The following is a 23,058-nucleotide window of genomic DNA, read 5'->3' as shown; positions in this document are numbered from 1 at the left end:
TCATTGTGGCAACAGGGGATCGGTTCAAGGGGGAGGGCATTCCATGGCACCTCAGCGTTTCCAGGAGCAGTTCGACCAGATCCAGCGCTCCATGCCCGGCGTCGAGCTGGCGATGGGGCCCGACGACGCCGCCGAGTTCATCTACGAGAAGGGTGTCGTCCTGGCCCGCGACGGCGAGGAGGCGCGGATCGTCGAGGACACCGTACGCGCGCACTTCACCACGTTCGCCGGCTTCGCCGCCGACGACGTGCGTCGCGCGAGCCCACAGACCAACCGGTCGGGCATCACCCGGATCCGCGTCGGCGACCCGGCCCAGGGCGGCCGGCAGGGCGACCGCGCGGTGGCGGGCGCGCTGCGCGCGCTCAGGGAGACGGAGGGCAACGCGGGGCGGCGCCTGGTCAGCCGTAACCACGTGGTGCACATCGCCGGCGTCAACGCCTGTCCCGGCGACGAGCCCGTGCCCGTCCCGTACGCCGCGGGGCCCAACCCGGCGGTGGCGGAGAGCGGTTACGACGAGGACAGCGCCGTCGGCGTCCTGGTGATCGACACCGGTCTCATGAACGACTACGCGTCCTACGCGGCCATGGCCCACGTCCAGGGCGACACCCAGCTCGACGAGTGCGACGCGAACGGCGTGCTCCAGCAGTACGCGGGGCACGGCACGTTCATCTCGGGGCTCGTCGCGGCCGTCGCCCCCAACACGAACATCGTCTCCCGCAACACCCTCAACGACGCCGGCGCGATCCTGGAGTCCGAGTTCGGCGACAAACTCTTCGAGGCCGTCGAGCGCGACGGCTGGCCCCCCATCATCAGCCTCTCCGCCGGCACGTCGAACGGCAGCACGGAAGGCCTGCTCGGCCTCACCGCGTTCATGGAGGCCCTGCGCGAGCAGCCCCGCACCCTGCTGGTCGCCGCCGCCGGCAACAACGCCAGCGCCACCCCCTTCTGGCCCGCCGCCTACGCCGACAAGCCCGAGTACGCCCAGTCCGTGATCTCCGTCGGCGCCCTGCGCAGCGACGGCGAGTTCGGCGCCTGCTTCAGCAACCACGGCGCGTGGGTGAAGGTCTACGCCCCCGGCGAGCGTCTCACGGGCGCCCTCACCGGCTTCGAGACACCGGTGCCGTACATCTACCAGCACAGCACGTACGCCACCTGCCGCCACCACTTCACCTATGCCTGCACCTGTCAGTCCCCCGAGCACCTCGGCGTGCTCTCGGGGGACACCGGGACCGCCTCGGGCCCCCCGGATCAGGTGATGTTCGAGGGGTTCGCCCAGTGGAGCGGCACCTCGTTCGCCACCCCGGTGGTCGCCGCGATGATCGCCGCGCACATGACCGCCCACAAGGAGGCCGACCCGCGCGTCGCCCGGCAGCAACTCCTCGCGGCGAACACCGAGTTCGCCGAGGTCCGGGGCGCCGTCGTACCCGCGCTGATCCCGCCCACCTGGAGCCCGGTGCCGGTCGTGAACATGCCCTCCGCCCCATGAGGTCAACACGCCTCCGTACAAGGACAAATCGAGTGAGGACCATGCGTAGGACGAGTGGAGCACCCCCTTCCACGGCGTACGATGACTGGCCGTACACGAGGGGTGGGGACGTGGACCGAGCTGCGGTCGGCGCGCTGGTCCAGTCCGCCGTCGACGGCGACGCGGCGGGCTGGAAGGCACTGGTTGAGGGGCTGAGCCCGTTGGTGTGGTCGGTGGCGCGCGCCCACCGGCTTTCCGACGCCGACGCGCACGAGGTGTACTCGACCGTCTGGTTCCGCTTCGCCCAGCACCTGGGCCGGATCCGGGAACCGGAGAAGGCGGGCTCCTGGCTCGCCAGCACCGCCCGGCACGAGTGCCTCAAGGTCATCAAGAGCAGCCACCGGATGACACCGACGGACGACGCCCAGCTGCTCGACCGGATCAGCGACGACCGTACGCCCGAACAGTGGGTGATCCAGTCCGAGGAGGCCTCCGCCGAGGCGGAGCGCGTCCGGAGGCTGTGGCAGGAGTTCGAGGAACTCGGCGCCCGCTGCAGGCAGTTGCTGCGCATCCTGATGTCCACGCCACCACCGAGCTACCAGGAGATCTCCGCCGGCCTCGGTATCGCCGTCGGCAGCATCGGCCCCCTGCGCCAGCGCTGCCTGCGCCGACTGCGGGTACGACTGGCCGCCCGGGGGGTGCTGTGAACAACGCACACGACGGCGCCGGTCTGCCCCAGGACCCCGAGGGCTTCGACGACAGCGCCGACGACCTGCCGGAGTTCGAGGGCGACGACTCGCTGGACAACGACCTGCTGGAGGAGACACTGCGCCAGGCGGCCGCCGTCATGGATCCGGTCCCGGCGCAGCTCCAGCAGACGGCGGTCGAGGCGTACGCCCTGTACTCGCTCGACACCCGACTGGCGGAGCTGACCTTCGACTCGCTCGTCCACGGCCTCCCCGTCAGAGGCGCCATGGACCCGCCCCGCATGCTGACCTTCCACACGGACGAACTGACGGTCGACATCGAGGTGAGCGCACACGGTCTGATGGGCCAGGTGCTGCCGCCGCAGGAGGCCAGGATCGAGGTGCTGAGCGGACCGCAGCTCGCCTCGCCACCCACCCTCACCGCAGACGGGATGGGCCGCTTCACCAGCGACCTGCACGTCACCGGCCCCTTCGCGCTCCGGCTGCGGACGGCCGCGGAGATCGTCACGACGGAGTGGCTGCGCGTCTGACCCGAGGCAGGCAGGGCCGTCATGACGATCGGCCCCGGGACGAGGGTCCCGGGGCCGATCGGTGCTTCTTGGACTCGGGTGCGGATTCGCGCCCCTTAAGGGGCGCGGGTCTGTGTCGGTCAGCGGCTCCGCCGCGGGGCGCGACCAGCCCCACTGGCCGGCAGCCGACAACCCGCCTTATACGAGAGTCGCCAACGTCGAGTTCCACGTGGTCGACGGACGCATGACCGCCTTCGCCTTCTCCACGTTCGGCTGGTAGTACCCGCCGATGTCCGCCGGCTTGCCCTGGACCGCGATCAGCTCGGCGACGATCGTCTCCGCGTTCGCGGTGAGCGACTCGGCGAACGAGGCGAACGCCTTCGCCAGCTCCGCGTCCGCCGTCTGCGCCGCCAGCTCCTGCGCCCAGTACAGGGACAGGAAGAAGTGGCTGCCACGGTTGTCGATGCCGCCGACACGGCGGGTCGGCGACTTGTCCTCGTTGAGGAAGGTCGCCGTCGCGCGGTCGAGGGTGTCGGCGAGGACCTGGGCGCGCGCGTTGCCCGTGGTCGTGGCGAGGTGCTCGAAGCTGGCCGCCAGCGCGAAGAACTCACCCAGGCTGTCCCAGCGCAGGTAGTCCTCCTTGACGAGCTGCTGGACGTGCTTCGGGGCGGAGCCGCCGGCGCCCGTCTCGAACAGGCCGCCGCCCGCCATCAGCGGGACGACCGACAGCATCTTGGCGCTGGTGCCCAGCTCCAGGATCGGGAACAGGTCGGTCAGGTAGTCGCGCAGCACGTTGCCGGTGACGGAGATCGTGTTCTCGCCGCGCCGGATGCGCTCCACCGACAGCTTCGTCGCCTCGACCGGGTTCAGGACACGGATGTCCAGACCCTCGGTGTCGTGCTCCGGCAGGTACGCGTTGACCTTGGCGATCAGGTTGGCGTCGTGCGCGCGGGTCTCGTCCAGCCAGAACACCGCCGGGTCGCCGGTGGCGCGGGCGCGGGTGACGGCCAGCTTCACCCAGTCCCTGATCGGGGCGTCCTTGGTCTGGCAGGCGCGGAAGATGTCACCGGCGGCGACGGGCTGCTCGATCACCACGTTGCCGGCCTGGTCGACGAGGCGGACCGTGCCGGCGGCCGGGATCTCGAAGGTCTTGTCGTGGCTGCCGTACTCCTCGGCCTTCTGCGCCATCAGACCGACGTTCGGGACCGAGCCCATGGTCGACGGGTCGTAGGCGCCGTTGGCGCGGCAGTCGTCGATCGCGACCTGGTAGACACCGGCGTACGAGGAGTCCGGCAGGACCGCGAGGGTGTCGTCCTCCTGGCCGTCCGGGCCCCACATGTGGCCGGAGGTGCGGATCATGGCCGGCATCGAGGCGTCGACGATGACGTCGGACGGGACGTGCAGGTTGGTGATGCCCTTGTCGGAGTCGACCATGGCGAGCGCCGGGCCCTCGGCCAGCTCGGCGTCGAAGGACGCCTTGATCTCGGCACCCTCGGGCAACGCCTCCAGGCCCTTGTAGATGCCGCCGAGACCGTCGTTGGGGGACAGGCCGGCCGCGGCGAGGGTCTCGCCGTACCGGGCGAACGTCTTCGGGAAGAAGGCGCGCACGACGTGGCCGAAGATGATCGGGTCCGAGACCTTCATCATCGTGGCCTTGAGGTGCACGGAGAACAGCACGCCCTCCGCCTTGGCGCGGGCGATCTGCGCGGTGAGGAACTCGCGCAGCGCGGCGACGTGCAACACGGAGGCGTCGACGACCTCGTCCGCGAGGACGGGTACCGACTCGCGCAGGACGCTGGTCGAGCCGTCCTCGCCCACCAGCTCGATACGCAGCGAACCGGCCTCGGAGATCACCACGGACTTCTCGGTGGAGCGGAAGTCGTTCTCCCCCATCGTCGCCACGTTGGTCTTGGACTCGGAGGTCCAGGCGCCCATGCGGTGCGGGTGGGTCTTGGCGTAGTTCTTCACCGAGGCGGGGGCGCGGCGGTCGGAGTTGCCCTCGCGCAGCACCGGGTTCACGGCGGAACCCTTGATCTTGTCGTACCGGGCGCGGATGTCGCGCTCCTCGTCCGACTTCGGGTCGTCCGGGTAGTCCGGCAGCGCGTAGCCCTGGCTCTGCAGCTCGGCGACGGCCGCCTTGAGCTGCGGGATCGACGCCGACACGTTCGGCAGCTTGATGATGTTCGCCTCGGGCGTCTTCGCCAGCTCACCGAGCTCGGAGAGGGCGTCCGCGATGCGCTGGCCCTCCTCCAGGAACTCCGGGAAGACGGCGATGATGCGCCCGGCCAGCGAGATGTCCCGGGTCTCGACGTTCACCCCGGCCTGCGAGGCGTACGCCTGGATCACGGGCAGGAACGAGTGCGTCGCCAGTGCGGGCGCCTCGTCAGTGTGCGTGTAGATGATGGTCGAGTCAGTCACCGGGTGCTCCGCTCCACGTCTGCAACATTGCTCGACATCAAGATATCTCAGAGCCCGGTGCGGAAGTCGCTCGGGATCTGTTCGGGACAGCGATGCGACCGACTTCGCCGATCTTGTGGTGTCCACTCCTGCTGCGGCACCAGCGTCAGCTCCGGCACCTGGGCCGACCTCTGGCTCGACGCGGACCACGCCGACATCTACGGACTGCTCTACCGCCACGAGCGCGGCTGGACCGACTCCCTCGGCCTGACCACCATGGAGGCGCGTATGAAGGACACGTACGCGCGCGGCGCCCAGTGGCGCCGCACCTCCGGGCCTGTCGCGGCCCCCAGCGAGGCCGACCTCTCCGACAGCCGGCGCTACGTGGGCGGCGTCCTCGTCCTCTACGCGCTGTGCGAGTTCGTCGGCGGGGCCACCCTTCAGCTCGATCGAGCGCACGTTCCTCGACCGATACCGGGGCGCCTCGGCGACGACCGAGAACTACATCTCGGTCGCCTCCGAGATCGCCGGCCAGGACCTCTTCGGCTTCCTGCGGGACCGGCTGTACGGCACGACGACACCGCGGATGCCCGGGCACCCGGACCGGACGGTCACCCCGGTGTCCACGTCGCTGCTCGCGCCGAAGAACCGTACGGCCGGCCAGCACGACAACTCAGCGACCCTCTGAGCCCTGATCTCTGGTTCCTGATCTCTGATCGCTGAGCTCCGAGCCTGACGGCTGAGACGTGTGTCTCATCTGTCGAGCAGGGCGGACGCCGGTCCGCCCTGCTCCAGGCCGAACCCGAGGTCGGGTTCGCCGTGGCCGCCGCGCTGCTGCGGAATGACCACCGCGCCCTGCTGCAGGGCGACCGTCCGCGCGGGCGCCGGGATGCTGATGCCCTCCGCCCGGTAACGCCGGTGCAGGCGTTTGATGAACTCGTGCTTGATCCGGAACTGGTCGCTGAACTCGCCGACCCCCAGGATCACCGTGAAGCCGATCCGCGAGTCGCCGAAGGTGTGGAACCGCACCAGCGGCTCGTGCTCCGGGACGGCGCCGGTGATCTCCGTCATCACCTCGGTCACGACCTCGCAGGTGACCCGCTCGACCTGCTCCAGGTCGCTGTCGTAGGCGACGCCGACCTGGACCAGGATCGTCAGCATCTGCTCGGGACGGTTGAAGTTGGTCATGTTGGTCCCGGCGAGCTGCCCGTTCGGGATGATGACCAGGTTGTTGGAGAGCTGGCGGACCGTCGTCTGTCGCCAGTTGATGTCGACGACGTATCCTTCCTCGCCGCTGCTCAGCTTGATGTAGTCACCGGGCTGGACGGTCTTCGACGCGAGGATGTGGATGCCCGCGAAGAGGTTCGCCAGGGTGTCCTGGAGGGCGAGCGCGACGGCGAGACCACCGACCCCCAGGGCGGTGAGCATCGGCGCTATGGAGACGCCCAGCGTCTGCAGCACGACCAGGAAGCCCAGGGCGAGGATGACGACCCTGATGATGTTGACGAAGATCGTCGCCGAGCCGGCCACCGCCGACCGGGACTGGGTGACGGTCCGCACCAGCGTGCTGACCACTCTCGCGGTCGTCAGCGTGGTGACGGCGATCAGCAGCACGGTCAGCGTCTGGTTGACGTTGTGCCCGACCGTCCTCGTCAGCGGCAGCGCGGCGGCCGCTGCCGCCGCACCCCCGGTGAACGCCGACCACGGCACCACCGTGCGCAGCGCGTCCACGATGACGTCGTCCCCGCTCCAGCGGGTGCGGTCCGCGTGTCTGCCCAGCCAGCGCAGCAGCATACGCAGCAGGAAGGCCGCCAGCAGGCCCACGGCGAGGGCGATGCCCGCGACGACCAGATCGTCCACGGTGAGTTCGCGCTTCACCGCTCACCTCCGAGGAGTGGTTCCGCGGCGCCCCGCGCCACCGACGGCCGGATGTGAAGTCTCGTCACTTGCCACCTGTTCGAATGTGCGAAAAGTTCTGGATGTGCGATCAATCCACGGACGTCTGTACGACGTCCGGCGACCGCTCATCCTGCCGCATCCGGCCGACCGATCGTCACCGAGCAGTGGCAAACCCGCCAATGAGCAGCTCAGACGGGGAGCGCATCGCAGACGTCCGCCGGGTACACCTCCCATGCGGGGAAGGGGTCCTCGTACGCCATGTGCGCCAAGTCAGCTGCGCCCGTGGCCAGTTCCTCCTCCGTCAACAGGCAGCGTGACAGCGCCAGTCGCAGTGTCTGGCGGCGCAGGTCGGTGCCGATGAACACCAACTCCTGTCCCTGTACGGGGGGTTCGTCACCCGAGGTGTCACCCGTCGCGATCGGCTCGAAGCGGGCCACCGAGCCGGCCTGGGACCACAGGCCCGTGGTGCCGGGGCGGGAGGCGAGGGTGAAGAAGCCCTTGGAGCGCAGTACCTGGCCGTAGTCGCCCGCGTCGAGCGGGCCGGTGAGCAGGTCCCAGAGGCGGCCGGGATGGAAGGGGCGCGGGTCGCGCAGCACGAGCGAGGAGATGCCGTACTCCTCCGTCTCCGGCACATGGTCGCCGTTCAACTCGGCCACCCAGCCCGGCGCCTGCTCGGCCTTCTCCAGGTCGAACAGGCCCGTGCCGAGGAGTTCGGCGGGGTCGATCGTGCCGTGGACGGTGCGGTGGACGCGGGCGGCCGGGTTGAGGCGCCGCAGGGTCGCCTCCAGACGGTCGGCCTCCTCCTCGGGGACAAGATCGGTCTTGTTGAGGAGGATGACGTCGGCGAACTCGATCTGGTCGATGAGGAGATCGCTCACCGTGCGCTCGTCGCCCTCGACCGGGGTGATCCCGCGCTCCAGCAGGTCGTCGCCGCGATCCAGCTCCGGCAGGAAGTTCACCGCGTTGACGACCGTGACCATGGTGTCGAGGCGGGAGACGTCCAGCAGGCTCGCACCGTCGTCGCGGGCGAAGGCGAAGGTGGCGGCCACGGGCATGGGTTCTGAAATTCCGGAGCTTTCGATGAGCAGATAGTCGAAGCGGCCCGCACGCGCCAGCTTCTCGACCTCCTCCAGAAGGTCGTCCCGGAGGGTGCAGCAGATGCAGCCGTTGGTCATCTCCACCAGCCGCTCCTCCGTACGGGAGAGGGAGCCGCCGTCCCGGACGAGGGACGCGTCGATGTTGATCTCGCTCATGTCGTTCACGATGACCGCGACCCGCAGGCCCTGCCGGTTGCCGAGAACGTGGTTGAGCAGCGTCGTCTTTCCGGCACCGAGGAAGCCGGAGAGCACGGTCACGGGCAGACGGGGGTCGGGAGAAGTGGTGGGCATGCGTCCGCACGCTAGCTTATTGGAAACCATTTTCACAAACGGCTCCTGGGGTGCCGCCCCGAAGCGGCCCTCAGATCACCTTGAGCCGCACCAGCGCCCCCAGCGTCAACGCCCCCGGCAGCAGCGGCACCCAGACGGTGATGATCCGGAACACGAGCACCACCGCCGTGGCGACGGCCACCGGCCCGCCCACCGCGACCAGGGCCACGATCAGCGCCGCCTCGACGGAGCCGATACCGCCGGGCGTGGGGATCAGCGCGACGGCGACCGTCGCGGCGAGATACGCGAGTGCCATGTGCCAGGCCGGTACCGGCAGCCCCATCGCCGTCCCCACCGCCGCCAGTCCGGCGGCCTGCAGCGCCGGGAACGCCAGCGAGCCGCCCCACAGCGCCAGCGCCCTGGCCGGCCGCGTGTGCACGGAGCGGGCCTCACCGAGCGCCGTGCGCAGGAAGGAGAGGACGGCCGCGCGCAGCCGTCGTACGCACACCAACGCGCTCGCCGCCGCCGACAGCACCGCGCAGAGGCCGATGAGCAGCGGACCGAGTGCCGTGCCGGGAACGACGCTTCCGAGCCGCAGGGCGTGCGGGAAGGCGATCAGCAGCGCGGCCAGCAGACCGAGCCGGCCGACGACCTCCGCCAGCAGATACAGGGCGAGCGCCGCCGAGGAACGGGCCGGCGGCAGGCCGCACACCGTCATGAACCGCAGGTTGACCGCGCTCGCGCCGAGCCCTGTCGGCAGCAGCTGGTTGGCCGAGCCCGCCGCGAACTGCGTGGCGAGCAGCCGCAGCCTGGGCAGCCGCTCTACGACCGCTCCCTGCCGGCTCACGGCGGCTGCCACCCAGGTCAGACAGGTCGCGCAGGCCGCGGCCAGCAGCCAGGGCCACCTGGCCGTCTCCAGGTGGCCGAAGCCCTCGGCGAGCACCTGCCGATGGCGCACCGCGACCACGGCGACGAGGAGGAGCGGCAGCAGGCACAGGACCTGCCGTACCGGTACGCGTCGGCGCCGGGCCGGGGGAGAGAGAACGGCTGTCACAACCGGCAAGGTTCTCCGGGCCGCACCAACACCGGGTGGCGGACGCACGGCCATCGGCCGACGCGCCGGGCAACGGCACGACGTCCTTCTCCACTCCGGATGCCTCTGTTGACCTCAAGGTTGCTTGAGGTCGTACGGTCACTGCATGAGTATGGAGACCACAGCCTGGATGCAGCTGCACAGCGTCATGAACGCTCAGCAGGACCGGCGTCCCTTCGCCCCCGCGACCCTTCGCCGCATCGCCGACTTCGCGCGCCCGCACCGCCGCCGTATCATCCGCTTCGTCGTGCTGAGTGTGCTCACCGCGCTGCTCGCCGTAGCGACCCCCGTCCTCGCGGGCCGCGTCGTCGACACGATCGTGTCGGGTGGCGACGAGAGCACGGTCATCCGGCTCGCCCTGCTCATCGCGGTCATCGCGGTCGCCGAGGCGGTCCTCGGGATCGTCGGCCGCTGGCTCTCGTCGACGCTCGGGGAAGGGCTGATCCTCGACCTGCGGACGGCGGTGTTCGATCATGTGCAGCGCATGCCGGTCGCGTTCTTCACCCGGACCCGTACGGGAGCACTGGTCTCCCGCCTGAACAACGACGTCATCGGCGCGCAGCGCGCGTTCAGCAACACCCTGTCCGGTGTGGTGAGCAACCTGGTCACGCTGGTGCTCACGCTCGCCGTGATGCTCACCCTGTCCTGGCAGATCACCCTGCTCGCCCTGGTGCTGCTGCCGTTGTTCGTCGTCCCCGCCCGGCGGATGGGCAGCCGGATGGCCAGGCTGCAGCGTGAGGCCGCCGACCTCAACGCGTCGATGGGCACCCGGATGACCGAGCGTTTCTCGGCCCCCGGCGCCACCCTCGTCAAGCTCTTCGGCCGGCCCGACGAGGAGTCCGCCCAGTTCGCGGCCCGCGCCCGCCGGGTACGGGACATCGGCGTACGGACGGCCCTCGCACAGTCGGTCTTCATCACCGCCCTCACCCTGGTGTCGGCCCTCGCGCTCGCCCTGGTCTACGGGCTCGGCGGCTGGTTCGCGCTGCGCGGCAGCCTGGAACCGGGCTCGGTCGTCGCGCTCGCCCTGCTCCTCACCCGCATGTACGCGCCGCTCACGTCGCTCGCAGGGGCGCGCGTCGAGGTGATGAGCGCCCTCGTGAGCTTCGAGCGCGTCTTCGAGGTGCTCGACCTGAAGCCCCTCATCGAGGAGAAACCGGACGCCCGCGAGGCCCCCGAGGGCCCGGTCGCGGTCGAGTTCGACAACGTCCGCTTCGCCTACCCTGCCGCTGACCGCGTCTCCCTCGCCTCCCTGGAGGAGGTCGCCGCCCTGGACACCCGAGGCGGCACGGAGGTCCTGCACGGAGTCAGCTTCCGCGCCGAACCCGGCCAGACGATCGCCCTCGTGGGCTCCTCCGGCGCCGGAAAGTCGACCATCGGACAACTCCTGCCGCGTCTGTACGACACCGACGAGGGCGCCGTACGCATCGGCGGCGTCGACGTCCGCGACCTGAGCGCCGCCTCCCTGCGCGCCACCCTCGGCATGGTCACCCAGGACGGCCACCTCTTCCACGACACCGTGCGCGCCAACCTGGTGCTGGCCCGCCCCACGGCGACGGACGACGAACTGTGGGAGGCGCTCACCCGGGCCCGCCTCGACGAACTGGTCCGCGACCTGCCCGACGGCCTGGACACGGTGGTCGGCGAACGCGGCTACCGCCTCTCCGGCGGCGAACGCCAGCGCATGACCATCGCCCGGCTGCTGCTGGCCCGCCAGCGCGTCGTCATCCTCGACGAGGCGACGGCCCACCTCGACAACACCTCCGAGGCGGCGGTCCAGGAGGCCCTGACGGAGGCCCTGGCCGACCGCACGGCCGTGGTGATCGCCCACCGCCTCTCCACGATCCGCACGGCCGACCTGATCCTCGTGATCGAGGCCGGCCAGATCCTGGAACGCGGCACGCACGAGGAACTGCTGGCACTGGAGGGGCGGTACGCGGAGCTGTACCGGACACAGTTCACGCAGCGCCCCGGGGAGCAGGCGGAGGTGACGGAGGCCGCGTAGGGAGGGGCAGCGGCCGGCGGATCGGCTGGGCGGCCGTCCTACCCTCCGGTGGCGCTGGTACCTCGTCCTCCTGCGGGTGGGCGGGCCGGCCCGCGTGGGCCTGGGCAGCCCGCTGAGAGCGCCGGGGGCCGTCGACGAGGAGTCGGGGTCTCGCGGCGGCCGGGGCGGTCGTCGGCGCCGTCCTCTCGGCGCGCGCGACCGCGCCCAGCGTGTCGTCATCGCCTGGCAGACCGGCCTCGTACGACCCGCCGTCCGAGATCTTCGACCTCGGTCAGAGGTCCAGCAGATCCCGTGTCCGCACCGGCAGGCCCGTCTCGAAGGAGCGGTTCGCCGCCAGACCGGTGACCAGGGAACGGGCGCCGTCGGCCGCGTCCGCCGCGCGGTGCAGGGGGTCCTGGACCCGGAGGCCGAACACGTCCTGGAGCATGCGCGCGTCGCCGCCCCCGTGCCCGCCCTCACCGGAGGCGACCTCGATGGCGCGCGGCTCCTCCCAGAAGCGGCGCAGCGTCAGCTCGGTACGGCCGGCGGTGTCGTCGGCCTCCGCGCCGTGCAGCACGGGATCGGCGCTGCTCGCCCGGAGGTGGGGACGGGTCCACGTCGACTCCTCCACCAGCAGCTCCAGCCGCCCTTCGCTGCCGTTGAAGGCGATCCGGTATCCCTCCCAGGGCGCGTACGCCGTCAGGTGGTAGGTCAGTGTCGCGCCGGTCGCGTAGCGCACCAGGACCGCCATGTCGTCCTCGATGGTCACGCCCGGGCCGAACACGTTCTGGTCGCGGTGGTAGCCGTCCTCCGCCTCCGCCTCCAGGTACAGCGCGCTGAGCACCGGAGAGTCCTCCAGATGTACGGCGAAGGGGTCGTCCCGGGCGGCGGGGGAGCCGTGGGCGCGGGTGTAGTCCCGGGCGAGTTTCCGGCGCCGGCCGGCCTCGTCGCCGTAGAAGAAGAGGCCGCCCTGCGCGAAGACGGTCTCCGGCCGGGAGCCGAGCCACCAGTTGACCAAATCGAAGTGGTGGGTGGCCTTGTGGACCATGAGGCCACCCGAGTCGGCCTTGTCGCGGTGCCAGCGCCGGAAGTAGTCGGCGCCGTGGCGCAGGTCGAGCAGCCACTCGAAGTGCACCGAGCCGACCTCGCCGATCTCCCCGGCCGCGATCAGTTCCCGTACGGCCGAATGCACGGGGTTGTAGCGGTAGTTGAACGCCACCCGCATCTCGCGGCCGGTGCGCCGGACGGCGTCCAGGACGCGCCGGGCCCGGTCGGCGTCGGTCGTCATCGGCTTCTCGGTCACCACGTCGCAGCCCGACTCCAGGGCGCGCACGATGTAGTCGTCGTGGGTGCGGTCCACGGAGCAGACCACGACGAGGCCGATCCGTTCGCGGCGCAGCATCTCCTCGAAGTCCTCGGCGGCGTACGCCGGTACGGGAGCCCGGCCGGGGTCGGCGTCCGCCAGCCAGCCGTTGTGGACCGCCATCCGGTGGGAGTTGACATCGCAGAAGCCGGCCAGCTCGAACCGGTCCGCGTAGGGACCGGCCAGAGCCTGGGTGAACAGCCGGGCGCGGGCGCCCAGACCGACCACTGCGGCGCGGCGGCGTGCGATGCCGGAGGACATGTTTGTCTCCATTCGATGGGGAGAACGACGTGTACCGCTCGGCCTCCCAGTCTGCCCGGCGCTCAACGACGTACGCCGCTGCCGGTCTTGTGGTGCGGTGGGCAGGCCCACATCTACGGGGCGGGGATCACCCCTCCCGACGCGTGAGCGCCTCACGCATTCGCGGAGGCGGTGCGTGAGGCGCTCACGGGTGCGAGGTGTCCACCGCTTCCGGGGCCCGCGTGAGCCCGCCGGAAGGTGGCCGGGGCGGTCGAAGTGTCCGCTCCGCCCGTCAGGAAATGGCTGCTCGCGCGGTGCAGCCGACGGTCGCCGAGGGCGTGCCGGCCGTCGCCGGGGTGGTCGCGATGAAGCCGAAGGTGGCACTCGCGCTCGGGGCCAGGGGGCCGTTCCAGGCCGCGTTGGTGACGGTTGCGCTGCCGTCGGCGGCCGTGGTGAGGCTGCCGTTCCAGAGCTGGGTGAGGCGTGCGCCCGTGGCCGGTACGACGGTCGCGGTCCAGCTCGACACGGGGGCGGCGGACGCGTTGGTGACTGTCACCTCGCCCTGGTAGCCGCCCTGCCAGGAGGAGACGGCCCGGAAGGTGGCCGTACAGGCGGGCTCCTCGCCGCCCGGGTCACCGGGGTCACCCGGCCCACCCTTGACGAGGAGTGCGCTCAGGGCCGGGTACCAGCGCGCGGCGATCTTCTGGTTGCCGGCATCGGAGGGGTGCACGCCGTCGTAGGTGTCCGTGGCGGTGTCGAAGCCCGTCCACTGGTCGACGACCGTCACGGGGGAGCGGCTGGTGCTCGTCGTGCGGGCCCAGTCGGGGATCCGCGCGTTGAGGTCGACGACGCGCTGGGCACAGCCCGTGCAGTTGTCGGGGTTCAACGGGATCAACTGGGCGACGAGGATCTTCATGTCCGGGTTGGACTCCCGCATCTGGCGCACCAGCGTGGTGTAGGCGGCGAGGACGCGGTCCGGGGTGATGCTGCTCCACACGTCGTTCGTGCCGAAGTGCATGACAACGATGTCGGGTCGGGTCGCGGAGAGGCGGGCCGGAAGCAGGTTCTGATCCGCCACGGCGGTCACCTGCTCGCCGCCGTGCCCCTCGTTGTCGCCGTCGTGCGCCTGTGCGCAGCCCTGCTGGTTGAGGGTGCCGACGAAGTCGATGTTCGTGTATCCGGCGCTCTGCAGACTGTTCCACAGCATGGCCCGCCAGCAGCCCGGCGAGCCGGTGATCGAGTCGCCCAGCGGCATGATGCGGACGGCCGCCGCAGCGTCGGGCGCCGCGGTGTCGGGTGCCGCGGTGGCGGGGGGTGCGAGTGCCACGCCGAGGGACAGCAGGAGCGTGGCCAGAAAGATCCGTAAGGGGTGTGGGTGGCGCGGACTTCGCATGGTGATCCCTTCCCTGGCTGTGTTGTCGGCTCACCGCGAGCGCGGTGTGGGAGCGCTCCCACACATCAAGCCACTGTTGTCAGTGACGCGTCAAGAAGGGTGCGTCGTGCGTCTCGCGCGTTCCGGTCCGGACGCTTCGACGCGCGGCCGTCGTGGACGCGTCCGACGTGTCGTGGCTGCTTCCGGGCGCTTGCGCCGAGATCGAGATGGCGGTCCAATGCTGAAGGTGACGGCTTGTGGAGAGCGTGGTTCTGGTGGTGCTGGTGCAGGGGGCGGAGAGTCGGTGAACCCTCTCGAAGAGTTCTCGCTCGAACAACTCCGTCGGCGCCGGAGCATGAAATGGCGTACGTATCCGGCCGACGTCCTGCCGTTGTGGGTGGCGGAGATGGACGTCCCGCTCGCGCCGGCGGTCGCGGACGCGCTGCACGAAGCTGTCGAGACCGGTGACACCGGATACCCCGCCGGAACCGAGTTCGCCGAGGCGCTGGCCGATTTCGCCGCGCGGCGCTGGAAGTGGCACGGGGTGGCCGTCGACCGTGTCGCCCTGATCCCGGACGTGATGATGGGCGCGGTCCAGGTACTGCGGCTGATCACCGAGCCCGGTGACCCGGTCGTCGTCAACTCCCCGGTGTACGCGCCCTTCTACGCCTTCGTCACCCACGACGACCGCAGGATCGTCGAAGCACCGTTGGGCCAGGCCCTCCGGATCGACCTGGAGACGCTCGAGGACGTGTTCCGGCATGCCCGGAAACAAAGGGGCAAAGGCGGGATCGCCTATCTCCTCAGCAATCCGCACAACCCGACCGGCACGGTTCACACCTACGAGGAACTCGCCGCCGTGGCGGCGTTGGCCCGCCGCTACGGCGTCCGTGTCGTCGCCGACGAGATCCACGCCCCGCTCGTACTGCCGGGCGCGGAGTTCACGCCCTACCTGAGCGTGCCTGGGGCGGAAAACGCCTTCTCGCTCATGTCGGCGACCAAGGGGTGGAACCTCGCCGGCATCAAGGCGGCGCTCGCCGTGGCAGGGCCTGAGGCGGCCGCGGATCTGCGCCGGATGCCCGAGGAGGTGCACCACGGCGCCAGTTTCCTGGGCGTCATCGCCCACACGGCGGCTTTCCGCCACGGTGACGCGTGGCTCGACGCGCTGCTGGCCGGGCTCGACGCCAACCGCACCCTGCTGGGCCGGCTCGTCGCCGAACACCTGCCCGGGGTCGGCCATGTCAGTCCGGAGGGAACCTATCTGGCGTGGCTCGACTGCCGGTCCCTCGACCTCACCCCGGAAGAGGGTGCCACGGAAGAGGGTGCCACGGATCTCGCGGTGGTCACCGACCTGGCCGGGCCCGCACGACTGTTCCTGGATCACGCCAGGGTGGCTCTCTCCGCCGGCCACATCTTCGGAACGGGCGGAGCCGGGCACGTCCGCCTGAACTTCGCCACCTCCCAGTCCGTCCTCACCGATGCGGTCACCCGTATGGGGCGCACCGCCGCGCTCCATACGCGCCGGCCGAACGCCCCACGGTGAAGTCGGCTTTCCGACAACTTTGACTACTCCGGCCAACCCGGCCAACCCAGTTGACCCAGCTGCTCCGATTTCTCGGAGTACGAGGTCATCGGCACTTCCGGCCGGTGTTGACGCACTGGACCAACTGGTTCATCAGACTCTCGTCGAAGACGTTGATGAAGTCGCCGTGGTCCGTGATCGGCTTGTGCATCTGCTCCGGGAAACCGTCCACCGCGTAGAACGGGCTTGTCTTTCCGTTGTCGTTGAGGCTGGGGGCCTTCACGTCGTAGACGAGGCGCTGGACCAGCTGCGGGATGGCCTTGAAGCCGGTCGGGCAGGCACCGGTCCTCCGGTCGGCGAACGCGACGTGTGTGCGGTGGTTGGCACTGTCGATGTTCTGGCCGTCCCAGCAGCTCTGGAACGAGGACGTACGGACCAGGCTGCTGCCTTGGGGGCAGATCGGGTACTTGTCCGTCAGCTTCCGGTTCTCGAAGCCCGTGCAGCTCCAGGCCGCGTTGGCGTTCGCGGTCCCGTTGGTGAACGCCTTGGCGTCGCCGGTGATGATCCGCAGGAACTTGGGCATCGCCACGACCTTGCCGCGCGGGCTGCCGACGAAGTTCAGGGTGACCCGCGAGGCGGTCAGGATCCGGCCGGTGTTGCCCTCGGCGCCGCCGCCGAGCTGCTTGGCGTCGAACTCCCGGGTGCCGTCCTGCAGTCGGAGCACGGGCCAGTAGTAGGTCGACTTGTCGCCCTGGTTGCTGCAGGTCGTCGCGGCGGCGGCGAACTCCTCGTTGGTGGTGAACGCGTCGTTGTCCTGGTTGCCGACGTAGTCGTGCGTGTGGTGCGCGCCGTTGGTCACACCTGGGGCGACGATGATGTTGTCGGAGTTGTACAGCTTGTTCGCGTTGACGCCGCACCGAGTGGTGAAGCTGCCTTTGGAGGCGCCGCGTGACGGGCGGGGGCTCCGCACGTTCGGCTGGACCGTGGTGATGTCCACGAAGTCGGCGGCCACCGGACCGTTGCCGGCATTGCCACCGGTGCCGCCGGTGCCGCCGTTTCCGTTCTGACCGGCGCCGTTGCCTTGTCCTTGTCCTTGTCCTTGCCCCTGGTTTTGCCCCTGCCCTTGGTTGCCGCCCTGTCCCTGCCCTTGGCCGGTGCCCTGCTGGTTGCCGGAGGTGCGCAGTGAACAGGCGGCGAGGGATTCGAGGCCCTGCGGCCTGGCGCCGGACCTGCCGATGGCGATCGCGATCCGGTCGATGGTCGCGGTCCGCTTGTTTTTGAGGGGTCCCATGATCGCGTTGTTGGCGAAGTTGCTGTCCTGCCGGATGGCCTGGGCCGAATTCCGCAGTCGTTGGTACGCCTCGGCCACCTGCTGGTCGAGGAGCGCGAGTTCCCTGTCGACCTGTCCTCGGGACCGGTCGGGGACCCCGGTCAACTTCATGCGGACGTCCGGACAGCTGATCGTGGTGGCTCCGGCCGCCAGGACCTGGTTCGGCTGCCCCTGGGACGCGCTGTACGCCGAGTTGCCGTCGCCACTCTCGTGGGCGGACGCGTACACGTTGACCGCTATCAGCCCTCCCGCCCCCAGAGCCAGACCTGCCGCGGCGGCCACGGCTCGATGCGTCGTCTTCGATCGCTTGCGCATGTTGCGTCGCATGGGATTCCTCTGTGGGTTTCGATTCACGTGGGTTCGGTTGGTCCGGCCGAGTGTCGCTGAGTCCCGCTGGGTCCTTGCGAACCCCGGATACGCCGTGGCAGGCAATTCGCTGTCAGGCGTGACCAGTTCGGCCGGGACCATGGTTACGGGTGGGGCCAGCGTGGTGGCGGGTCCTCCGCGTCATGTCATGGCTCCGTAAGGACTTGCGTAAGGACTTGGCGCTCCGCGGATCCGCTCATACGCCTGGCCCCCTGAAGGGGCTGTCCGGCGCACGACGTCCCTGTTCCGTAAGGGTTCAGTCGTTCCGAAACGGCTGTGCGCCGAGTGGGATGGACGACATGAAACTGAGTGTCTCTCCACCGGAGTTCAGGGGCAGACTGCACGACGCCCGCACAGCGACCGTGATCGGCCGGTGGCTGGGGCCGGCATTCGTCCTGTGCTTCCTCACCGGCCTGGTCAGTCACCTCATGCAACATCCCCCGGGATGGCTGGCCGACAGCCTGCCGAGCCGCCCCTCGTGGGGCTACCGGCTCACGCAGGGACTGCATGTCGCGTCGGGTATCGCGGCGGTACCTCTGCTGCTGGCGAAGCTGTGGACCGTATACCCGCGGTTGTTCGCATGGCCGCCGTTGCGTTCGATTCGGCATGCCCTGGAGCGGCTGTCGGTCGCCGTGCTCGTGGCTGGCGCCGTCTTCGAGCTGGCGACAGGGCTGCTGAACGCGGCCCAGTGGTATCCGTGGCCGTTCTCGTTCGTGCCCGTGCACTACGCCGTGGCATGGCTGGTCGTCGGGGCACTGGTCCTGCACATCGCGGTCAAGGCCCCGGAGATCAGGGCGCATTGGAGCCGTCGGTCGCCCGGAACCCTCGCACTGCCCGCGCAGGACGGCCCGGACCGGCGTTCGCTGCTGGCCGCGGTGGGTGTGGCCGTCGGGGCCGTCACTCTCACCACCGTGGGACAGGCGCTCACCCCGTTGAAGGACTTCGTCCTGTTCGCGCCCCGTGACCCGGACAAGGGGCCCCAGGGCCTGCCGGTCAACCGAACCGCCGTGGCGGCCGGGGTCGGCCGGATCGCCGCCGAGGAGTACCGCCTGGTCGTGGCGGGCCCGCGCCCCTACACCCTCACCCTGGACGAGCTGCGAGCCCTGCCGCAGCACGAGGTGGAGTTGCCGATCGCCTGTGTGGAGGGCTGGAGCAAGTCGGCACGCTGGACCGGCGTACGCGTGGTGGACCTGCTGGAGCGGGCGGGGGCGCCGGAGCACGCCCGCGTGCGGGTGATGTCGTTGCAGTTGCGCGGCGGCTACCGGGTGTCGGAGATGGGCCACGCGCACGCTCGTGACCCGCTCACTCTGCTCGCCCTGTGTCTCAACGGTCAGGAACTCGACCCCGACCACGGTTACCCGGCGCGGCTCATCGCCCCGAACCGGCCGGGTGTGCTGCAGACCAAGTGGGTCGGCCGACTGGAGGTGCTGGCATGAAGACGCTGCGAGTGGTGGCGGGGGCGGCGGGGCTGGCGCTCATGGGAGTCGGCGTGTCCCTGCTGACGGACGTCCGCGACCTGCCCGGTGTGCTGGCGTGGCTGGGCGGGGCCATCGTGCTGCACGACATGGTGATCGCCCCGGTGGTGCTGCTGATCGGGCTGGCGCTGGTACGGGGCGGTGTACGCGGGCCCGTCCGCGGGGCGCTGCTGGTCGCGGGTGCGCTGACGGCGGTGGCGCTGCCGGTGCTGCTCCGGCCGGGCAGAAGGGCCAACCCGTCGGTGCTGCCGCTGGACTATCCGCGCAACTGGCTGGTCGCGCTGGTGGTCGTGGTGTCGTTGACGGCGGTGTGGCTGACCGTGCGGAAAGTCAGGGACAGCCGTCGTAGGCCCGTCGCATGAGCTTACGGAGGTCTTACGTGTGCCGAGCGGGGCCGTTCGAGCAGCGGACGGCCGCCTAGCGTGACCGGATGCGATCCCTCCGTACCGTGCGCGTGACCGTTCTCGTCACCGCCGCTCCGCTCCTGCTGGCCGCCGCCGGCCTGATACATCCCCGGCATCTGACGGCGGCTACGGCCGGCCACTGGGCCGGGCTGCACATCGCCTTGCTGCCCGTCTTCCCGCTCCTCGTCCTCGGGTTGGTCGTTCCCCTGTGGGGCAGGCCGCGCCGAGACGCGGAGGGGGCCCTGACGGTTCTCTCCTGGGCCGGCTGCCTCTGGTTCGCCGCGTACTACTCCGGTCTTGACGCGGTGGCCGGCATCTCCGCCGGCACCGTGGTGGACCACGGCGTCCACGGCGCGGCCGGCCCCTTGTTCGTCGTCGGGGACGAACTGGGCCGGGCCGGTGTGTACGGGCTCGCCGTCGCCTCGTTCACCACCTGTGCGGTGCTCTGGCGGCGGCACGGCGTGCGCGTACTGCCGGGCGCCGCCGTGCTGTTCGCGGCCTGCTGGTCGTTCGTCGACAGCCACATCTTCTGGCCCAAGGGAGTGTTCACCATGCTCGGCTTCGCGTTGGCGTTCGCTCTCCTGACGGTGGCAGCGGCCCGGCCCACCGAGGACGCGCAGATGCGGTAACTCCGAAGAACGCGGACGAACGCCGACGAACGCCGAAGAAAGTCAACAAACTCCGCCCGCACCGGCGCCATGCGACGCTGCCCGGCGCCCCGGTCAGTTCTCAGTTCTCCGTTCTCCGGCGTCTGCTGGAGCTCGGCGAGGTACACCGATCGAACGCGGGGGCGACGTCCAGCCCTCGGCGCAGGTGCTGGCCGCGCTGGCACGGGCGCTGCGGCTCGGCGGCGACGAACGCGACCACCTGTTCCACCTCGCCGACCGGCCCGTCCCCTCCAGGGCCCGAGGTCCGGACGTCCACGCCCAGCCGGCGCTCCTCGGCCTGCTCGACCGGCTCACCACGACGCCCGCGCAGATCATCACCGACCCGCACGAGACCCTCGTACAGAACGAACTCGCCGCCGCACTCGTCTGCCGTGCTCCCGCGCGGCGCGGTGCGGAGGCGAGCTTCGTGCACCGGTGGTTCACCGACCCCGCCTCCCGCACGATCTATCCCGCCGAGGACCACCCGCAGCACTCCCGGGCCTCCGTCGCCGACCTCCAGGCCGTCGCCGCCCGGCGCGGCCGGGTTACGGAGGTCGCCGGGGTGGTGGCCGAACTACGGCGCCGCAGAGAGGAGTTCGCCGCCCTGTGGGACACACGCGACGTCGCCCTGCGGCGGACCGACCACAAACGCATCGTCCACCCCACCCTGGGAGTCGTAGAACTCGACTGCCACACCCTGTTCAGCGAGGACGGACGTCAACGCCTCCTGTGGTTCAGCGCCCCACCCGGCACGCAAGGCGCAGCCCAACTGGAACTGCTCTCCGTCATCGGCACCCAGGACATGTCCAGCGACGAGAGCAACATCCGGTAGGACCCGTCCGGCGATGGCGTGGCGTCACGTCGACCGGGGCGGAGGCCGTTCATCCGGAGGCCGACGAGTCACTCCGCCCGCTCCGGCGCGGTGCCGTCCGAGCGGACAGCCCCGACACCGGGAGGGACTGCCAGTGGAGCCGCCCGGGCACTCCAGCACCTTGCCGCTGCGGGCGTTGGACAGTAGACAAGGCGCCCGGACGCCGTTCGCCGGAGAGGCCAAGCCGGGGAGAGGCCTCTGGCCGGCTCGCCGATTGAGCGGTTCTGCCCTTGTTGCTACGGGGCGCGCCACGTTGCAGCGACGCACCCCGAAGGGCGTTCGGGGCAAACACGCGCGTGCCGCAACGGGCGCCGCGCCCGGCGGCACCCGCCACCGATGTCCTCCCGGGACCTGGGACCGGAAAGGCCCCGGTCCCGGGAGCGGGGGTCATCCGGCGGTCAGAGTGGTCCATTTCTGGTTGGAGCCGCCGTGGCAGTCCCACAGTTGGAGTTGCGTTCCGTCGGCGGTGGAGAAGCCCGGAACGTCGAGGCAGCGGCCGGAAACGGGGTTGCGGTAGCCGCCGTTGTAGGGCTGCCAGACCTGGTTGGCGCCACCGTGGCAGGCCCAGAGCTGCACCTTGGTGCCGTTGACGGTGCCCGCGCCGGCGGCGTCGAGGCACTTCCCCATGGAACGCATGGTCCCGTCGGTGTAGGCGGACCAGAGCTGGTTGGCGCTGCCGCCGCAACTCCAGCTCTGGACAGCGGTTCCGTCGGCCGTGCCGGCGCCGTTGACGTCAAGGCACTTGCCGGCGATGCCGGACTCCACCCGTGCGGCGGCGGGAGCGGGAGTCCTCAGCCACCCGGCGCTGTCCGCGGCCCGAACGCCGCGGTGGAAGGCGTCGGCCATCTTCTGGTAGCCCGCGTCGTTGGGATGTAGGGCATCGGCCAGGTCGGCCGTCGTCAGGCTGCTCATGTCCACGTAAGCGACCTTCTTGCCGACGGCCTGTGCGTCACTCACGATCCGGGGGATGGCCTGGTTGTACGCGGCCCGGTACTGCTCCTCCGAGCCGCTGGTGGACACGACCAGGGAGGCCACGAGAACGGTCGCGTCGGGGGCGGCGGCGGTGATCTGGTTGACCAGCGACCTCAGCCGGTCGGTGGCGGTGGCGGGCTGGTAGCCCCCGTTGAGATCGTTGGTGCCGATCTCCAGCGTCACGACGTTGGGCCGATAGCGGGTCAGCGAGGCGTCGGCGAGGGCGGCGATCTGGTCGATGCGGTAGCCGGAGTGACCTTCGTTGTCGGAGTCGGACATCGAACCGCCCCGCAACGTGCCGACGAAGTCCAGCGGATGACCGTCCGCCGCGAGCTTGTCCCACAACGGACTCCGGTAGCCGTTGCCTGTACTGCTCCCCACGCCCCAGGTTATGGAGTCGCCCAACGGCATGACCCGCAAAGGCGTGTTGGAGGCGGCGGAGGCGGGGGTCGCACCTGTCGCCGTCATCCCGAGCGCTGCAGCGACAAGCGTGACGAGAGACAGAAGGGACAGAATCGAAGGCCTTCTCATACAGACGTCCTCCTACTACGAGTGAGTGCTGGTTCAACGGGGCTGATCGCGTGTCAGTAGCTCGGCCCCTCAAGCGCCCTCGTACAGATATCACGCAGATTCCCGCCGGAACATCCCATGGATGTCAGTATTTTGGGATCAGGGAACTGGGGGCGGGCTCTGCTCCATTTCGGCCTGTAGTTGCTGTTCCACTGCCTGTTCGACGCTCTTTACGCCTCCGGCGTGGACCGAATAACATCCGATGTTTTTTGCGCGGAACAGCATGAAGTGCCGTGGTGCGCGGGCGTTGGTACACGGTCACGACTGCCTGCGGGGCCAGATGCCGGGCGTTCTCAAGCGCGTCGCAGTCAAGCTCTCGAAGTCCTGCAACGACTTGCGTCTGCTGTGATCGGCAACGACGTGACCAACACCGGCAGAACGGGTCGGACACGCCCTCGTCGTGCGAGGCGCACTGCGTGCAGCCGGACGGTGGTGCAGGGCTTACCGCTTCGAACCGGACTTCGATGGGCCCGGGTGGACAGGCCGCGTCGAGCGGGAACACCTGGCA

16 protein-coding genes and 2 pseudogenes are annotated in these 23,058 nt (G+C 70.1%); 10 read left to right on the top strand and 8 right to left on the bottom strand.

The features are described from left to right. Nucleotides 1-43 precede the first annotated feature (43 nt). From QA861_RS05460 to QA861_RS05450, 3 genes are read left to right on the top strand one after another with little or no spacing between them, the layout of a single operon-like run. Entirely contained in the window at nucleotides 44-1,486 is a 1,443-nt protein-coding gene (locus QA861_RS05460; RefSeq protein ID WP_334587071.1) for a S8/S53 family peptidase, read from the top strand. Between the two features lie 41 nt (nucleotides 1,487-1,527). Continuing rightward, a complete protein-coding gene (locus QA861_RS05455; protein ID WP_334587070.1) occupies nucleotides 1,528-2,172 on the top strand; it encodes an RNA polymerase sigma factor in 645 nt (214 codons plus the stop codon). After that, entirely contained in the window at nucleotides 2,169-2,702 is a 534-nt protein-coding gene (locus QA861_RS05450; protein WP_334587069.1) for a hypothetical protein, read from the top strand. Before QA861_RS05455 ends, QA861_RS05450 begins: the two co-directional genes overlap by 4 nt. A gap of 177 nt (nucleotides 2,703-2,879) precedes the next feature. Here the strand turns inward: QA861_RS05450 and QA861_RS05445 are convergent, their stop codons facing one another. Continuing rightward, a complete protein-coding gene (locus QA861_RS05445) occupies nucleotides 2,880-5,099 on the bottom strand; it encodes an NADP-dependent isocitrate dehydrogenase (protein ID WP_334587068.1) in 2,220 nt (739 codons plus the stop codon). 120 nt (nucleotides 5,100-5,219) lie between these two features. Here QA861_RS05445 and QA861_RS05440 point away from each other — a divergent pair. Next, nucleotides 5,220-5,766: pseudogene (locus tag QA861_RS05440) on the top strand (M1 family peptidase); the annotation flags it as partial. A 65-nt stretch (nucleotides 5,767-5,831) separates the two neighbouring features. Here the strand turns inward: QA861_RS05440 and QA861_RS05435 are convergent. The 3 genes from QA861_RS05435 to QA861_RS05425 form a co-directional block, all read right to left on the bottom strand. Then, nucleotides 5,832-6,956 carry a mechanosensitive ion channel family protein gene (locus QA861_RS05435; protein ID WP_334587067.1) on the bottom strand — a complete coding sequence of 375 codons (1,125 nt, stop codon included), beginning with the start codon at nucleotides 6,954-6,956 and terminating at the stop codon, nucleotides 5,832-5,834. A gap of 209 nt (nucleotides 6,957-7,165) precedes the next feature. Then, the gene (locus QA861_RS05430; RefSeq protein WP_334587066.1) at nucleotides 7,166-8,365 is read right to left on the bottom strand and encodes a GTP-binding protein; all 1,200 of its coding nucleotides are present in this window, start codon (nucleotides 8,363-8,365) and stop codon (nucleotides 7,166-7,168) included. Nucleotides 8,366-8,435: 70 nt separating this feature from the next. Further along, nucleotides 8,436-9,398, bottom strand: coding sequence for a lysylphosphatidylglycerol synthase transmembrane domain-containing protein (locus QA861_RS05425; RefSeq protein WP_334587065.1), 963 nt, complete (start codon nucleotides 9,396-9,398; stop codon nucleotides 8,436-8,438). 151 nt (nucleotides 9,399-9,549) lie between these two features. Between QA861_RS05425 and QA861_RS05420 the strand changes: the two genes are divergently transcribed. Further along, on the top strand, nucleotides 9,550-11,439 hold the full coding sequence (locus QA861_RS05420) for an ABC transporter ATP-binding protein (protein ID WP_334590457.1): 1,890 nt from the start codon (nucleotides 9,550-9,552) through the stop codon (nucleotides 11,437-11,439). 271 nt (nucleotides 11,440-11,710) lie between these two features. On the opposite strand, the gene QA861_RS05415 is transcribed toward QA861_RS05420, so the two are convergent. Both QA861_RS05415 and QA861_RS05410 read right to left on the bottom strand, forming a co-directional pair. Beyond that, nucleotides 11,711-13,042 carry a Gfo/Idh/MocA family protein gene (locus tag QA861_RS05415; protein ID WP_334587064.1) on the bottom strand — a complete coding sequence of 444 codons (1,332 nt, stop codon included), beginning with the start codon at nucleotides 13,040-13,042 and terminating at the stop codon, nucleotides 11,711-11,713. Between the two features lie 271 nt (nucleotides 13,043-13,313). Next, nucleotides 13,314-14,414: a GDSL-type esterase/lipase family protein gene (locus QA861_RS05410; protein WP_334587063.1), complete on the bottom strand. Its 1,101-nt coding sequence runs from the start codon at nucleotides 14,412-14,414 to the stop codon at nucleotides 13,314-13,316. Between the two features lie 334 nt (nucleotides 14,415-14,748). Between QA861_RS05410 and QA861_RS05405 the strand changes: the two genes are divergently transcribed. Further along, nucleotides 14,749-15,936 carry a MalY/PatB family protein gene (locus QA861_RS05405; RefSeq protein WP_443041544.1) on the top strand — a complete coding sequence of 396 codons (1,188 nt, stop codon included), beginning with the start codon at nucleotides 14,749-14,751 and terminating at the stop codon, nucleotides 15,934-15,936. Nucleotides 15,937-16,021: 85 nt separating this feature from the next. On the opposite strand, the gene QA861_RS05400 is transcribed toward QA861_RS05405, so the two are convergent. Further along, a complete protein-coding gene (locus QA861_RS05400) occupies nucleotides 16,022-17,572 on the bottom strand; it encodes a DUF1996 domain-containing protein (RefSeq protein ID WP_334587061.1) in 1,551 nt (516 codons plus the stop codon). A 338-nt stretch (nucleotides 17,573-17,910) separates the two neighbouring features. Between QA861_RS05400 and QA861_RS05395 the strand changes: the two genes are divergently transcribed. The 4 genes and pseudogenes from QA861_RS05395 to QA861_RS05380 form a co-directional block, all read left to right on the top strand. Continuing rightward, nucleotides 17,911-19,047 carry a molybdopterin-dependent oxidoreductase gene (locus tag QA861_RS05395; RefSeq protein ID WP_443041446.1) on the top strand — a complete coding sequence of 379 codons (1,137 nt, stop codon included), beginning with the start codon at nucleotides 17,911-17,913 and terminating at the stop codon, nucleotides 19,045-19,047. Continuing rightward, the gene (locus QA861_RS05390) at nucleotides 19,044-19,448 is read left to right on the top strand and encodes a hypothetical protein (RefSeq protein WP_334587059.1); all 405 of its coding nucleotides are present in this window, start codon (nucleotides 19,044-19,046) and stop codon (nucleotides 19,446-19,448) included. Before QA861_RS05395 ends, QA861_RS05390 begins: the two co-directional genes overlap by 4 nt. 68 nt (nucleotides 19,449-19,516) lie before the next feature. Beyond that, nucleotides 19,517-20,119 (top strand): hypothetical protein, encoded by a 603-nt coding sequence (locus QA861_RS05385; protein ID WP_334587058.1) that lies wholly within the window; start codon nucleotides 19,517-19,519, stop codon nucleotides 20,117-20,119. Between the two features lie 142 nt (nucleotides 20,120-20,261). Continuing rightward, a pseudogene (locus QA861_RS05380) lies at nucleotides 20,262-20,969 on the top strand (MmyB family transcriptional regulator); the annotation flags it as partial. Nucleotides 20,970-21,395: 426 nt separating this feature from the next. Here QA861_RS05380 and QA861_RS05375 read toward each other — a convergent pair. Next, on the bottom strand, nucleotides 21,396-22,511 hold the full coding sequence (locus tag QA861_RS05375; protein ID WP_334587057.1) for a ricin-type beta-trefoil lectin domain protein: 1,116 nt from the start codon (nucleotides 22,509-22,511) through the stop codon (nucleotides 21,396-21,398). Nucleotides 22,512-23,058: the final 547 nt, after the last annotated feature.

Source organism: Streptomyces sp. B21-083 (genome assembly GCF_036898825.1).
GTDB lineage: Bacteria > Actinomycetota > Actinomycetes > Streptomycetales > Streptomycetaceae > Streptomyces.
This window is presented reverse-complemented; position numbering and strand designations above follow the sequence as displayed.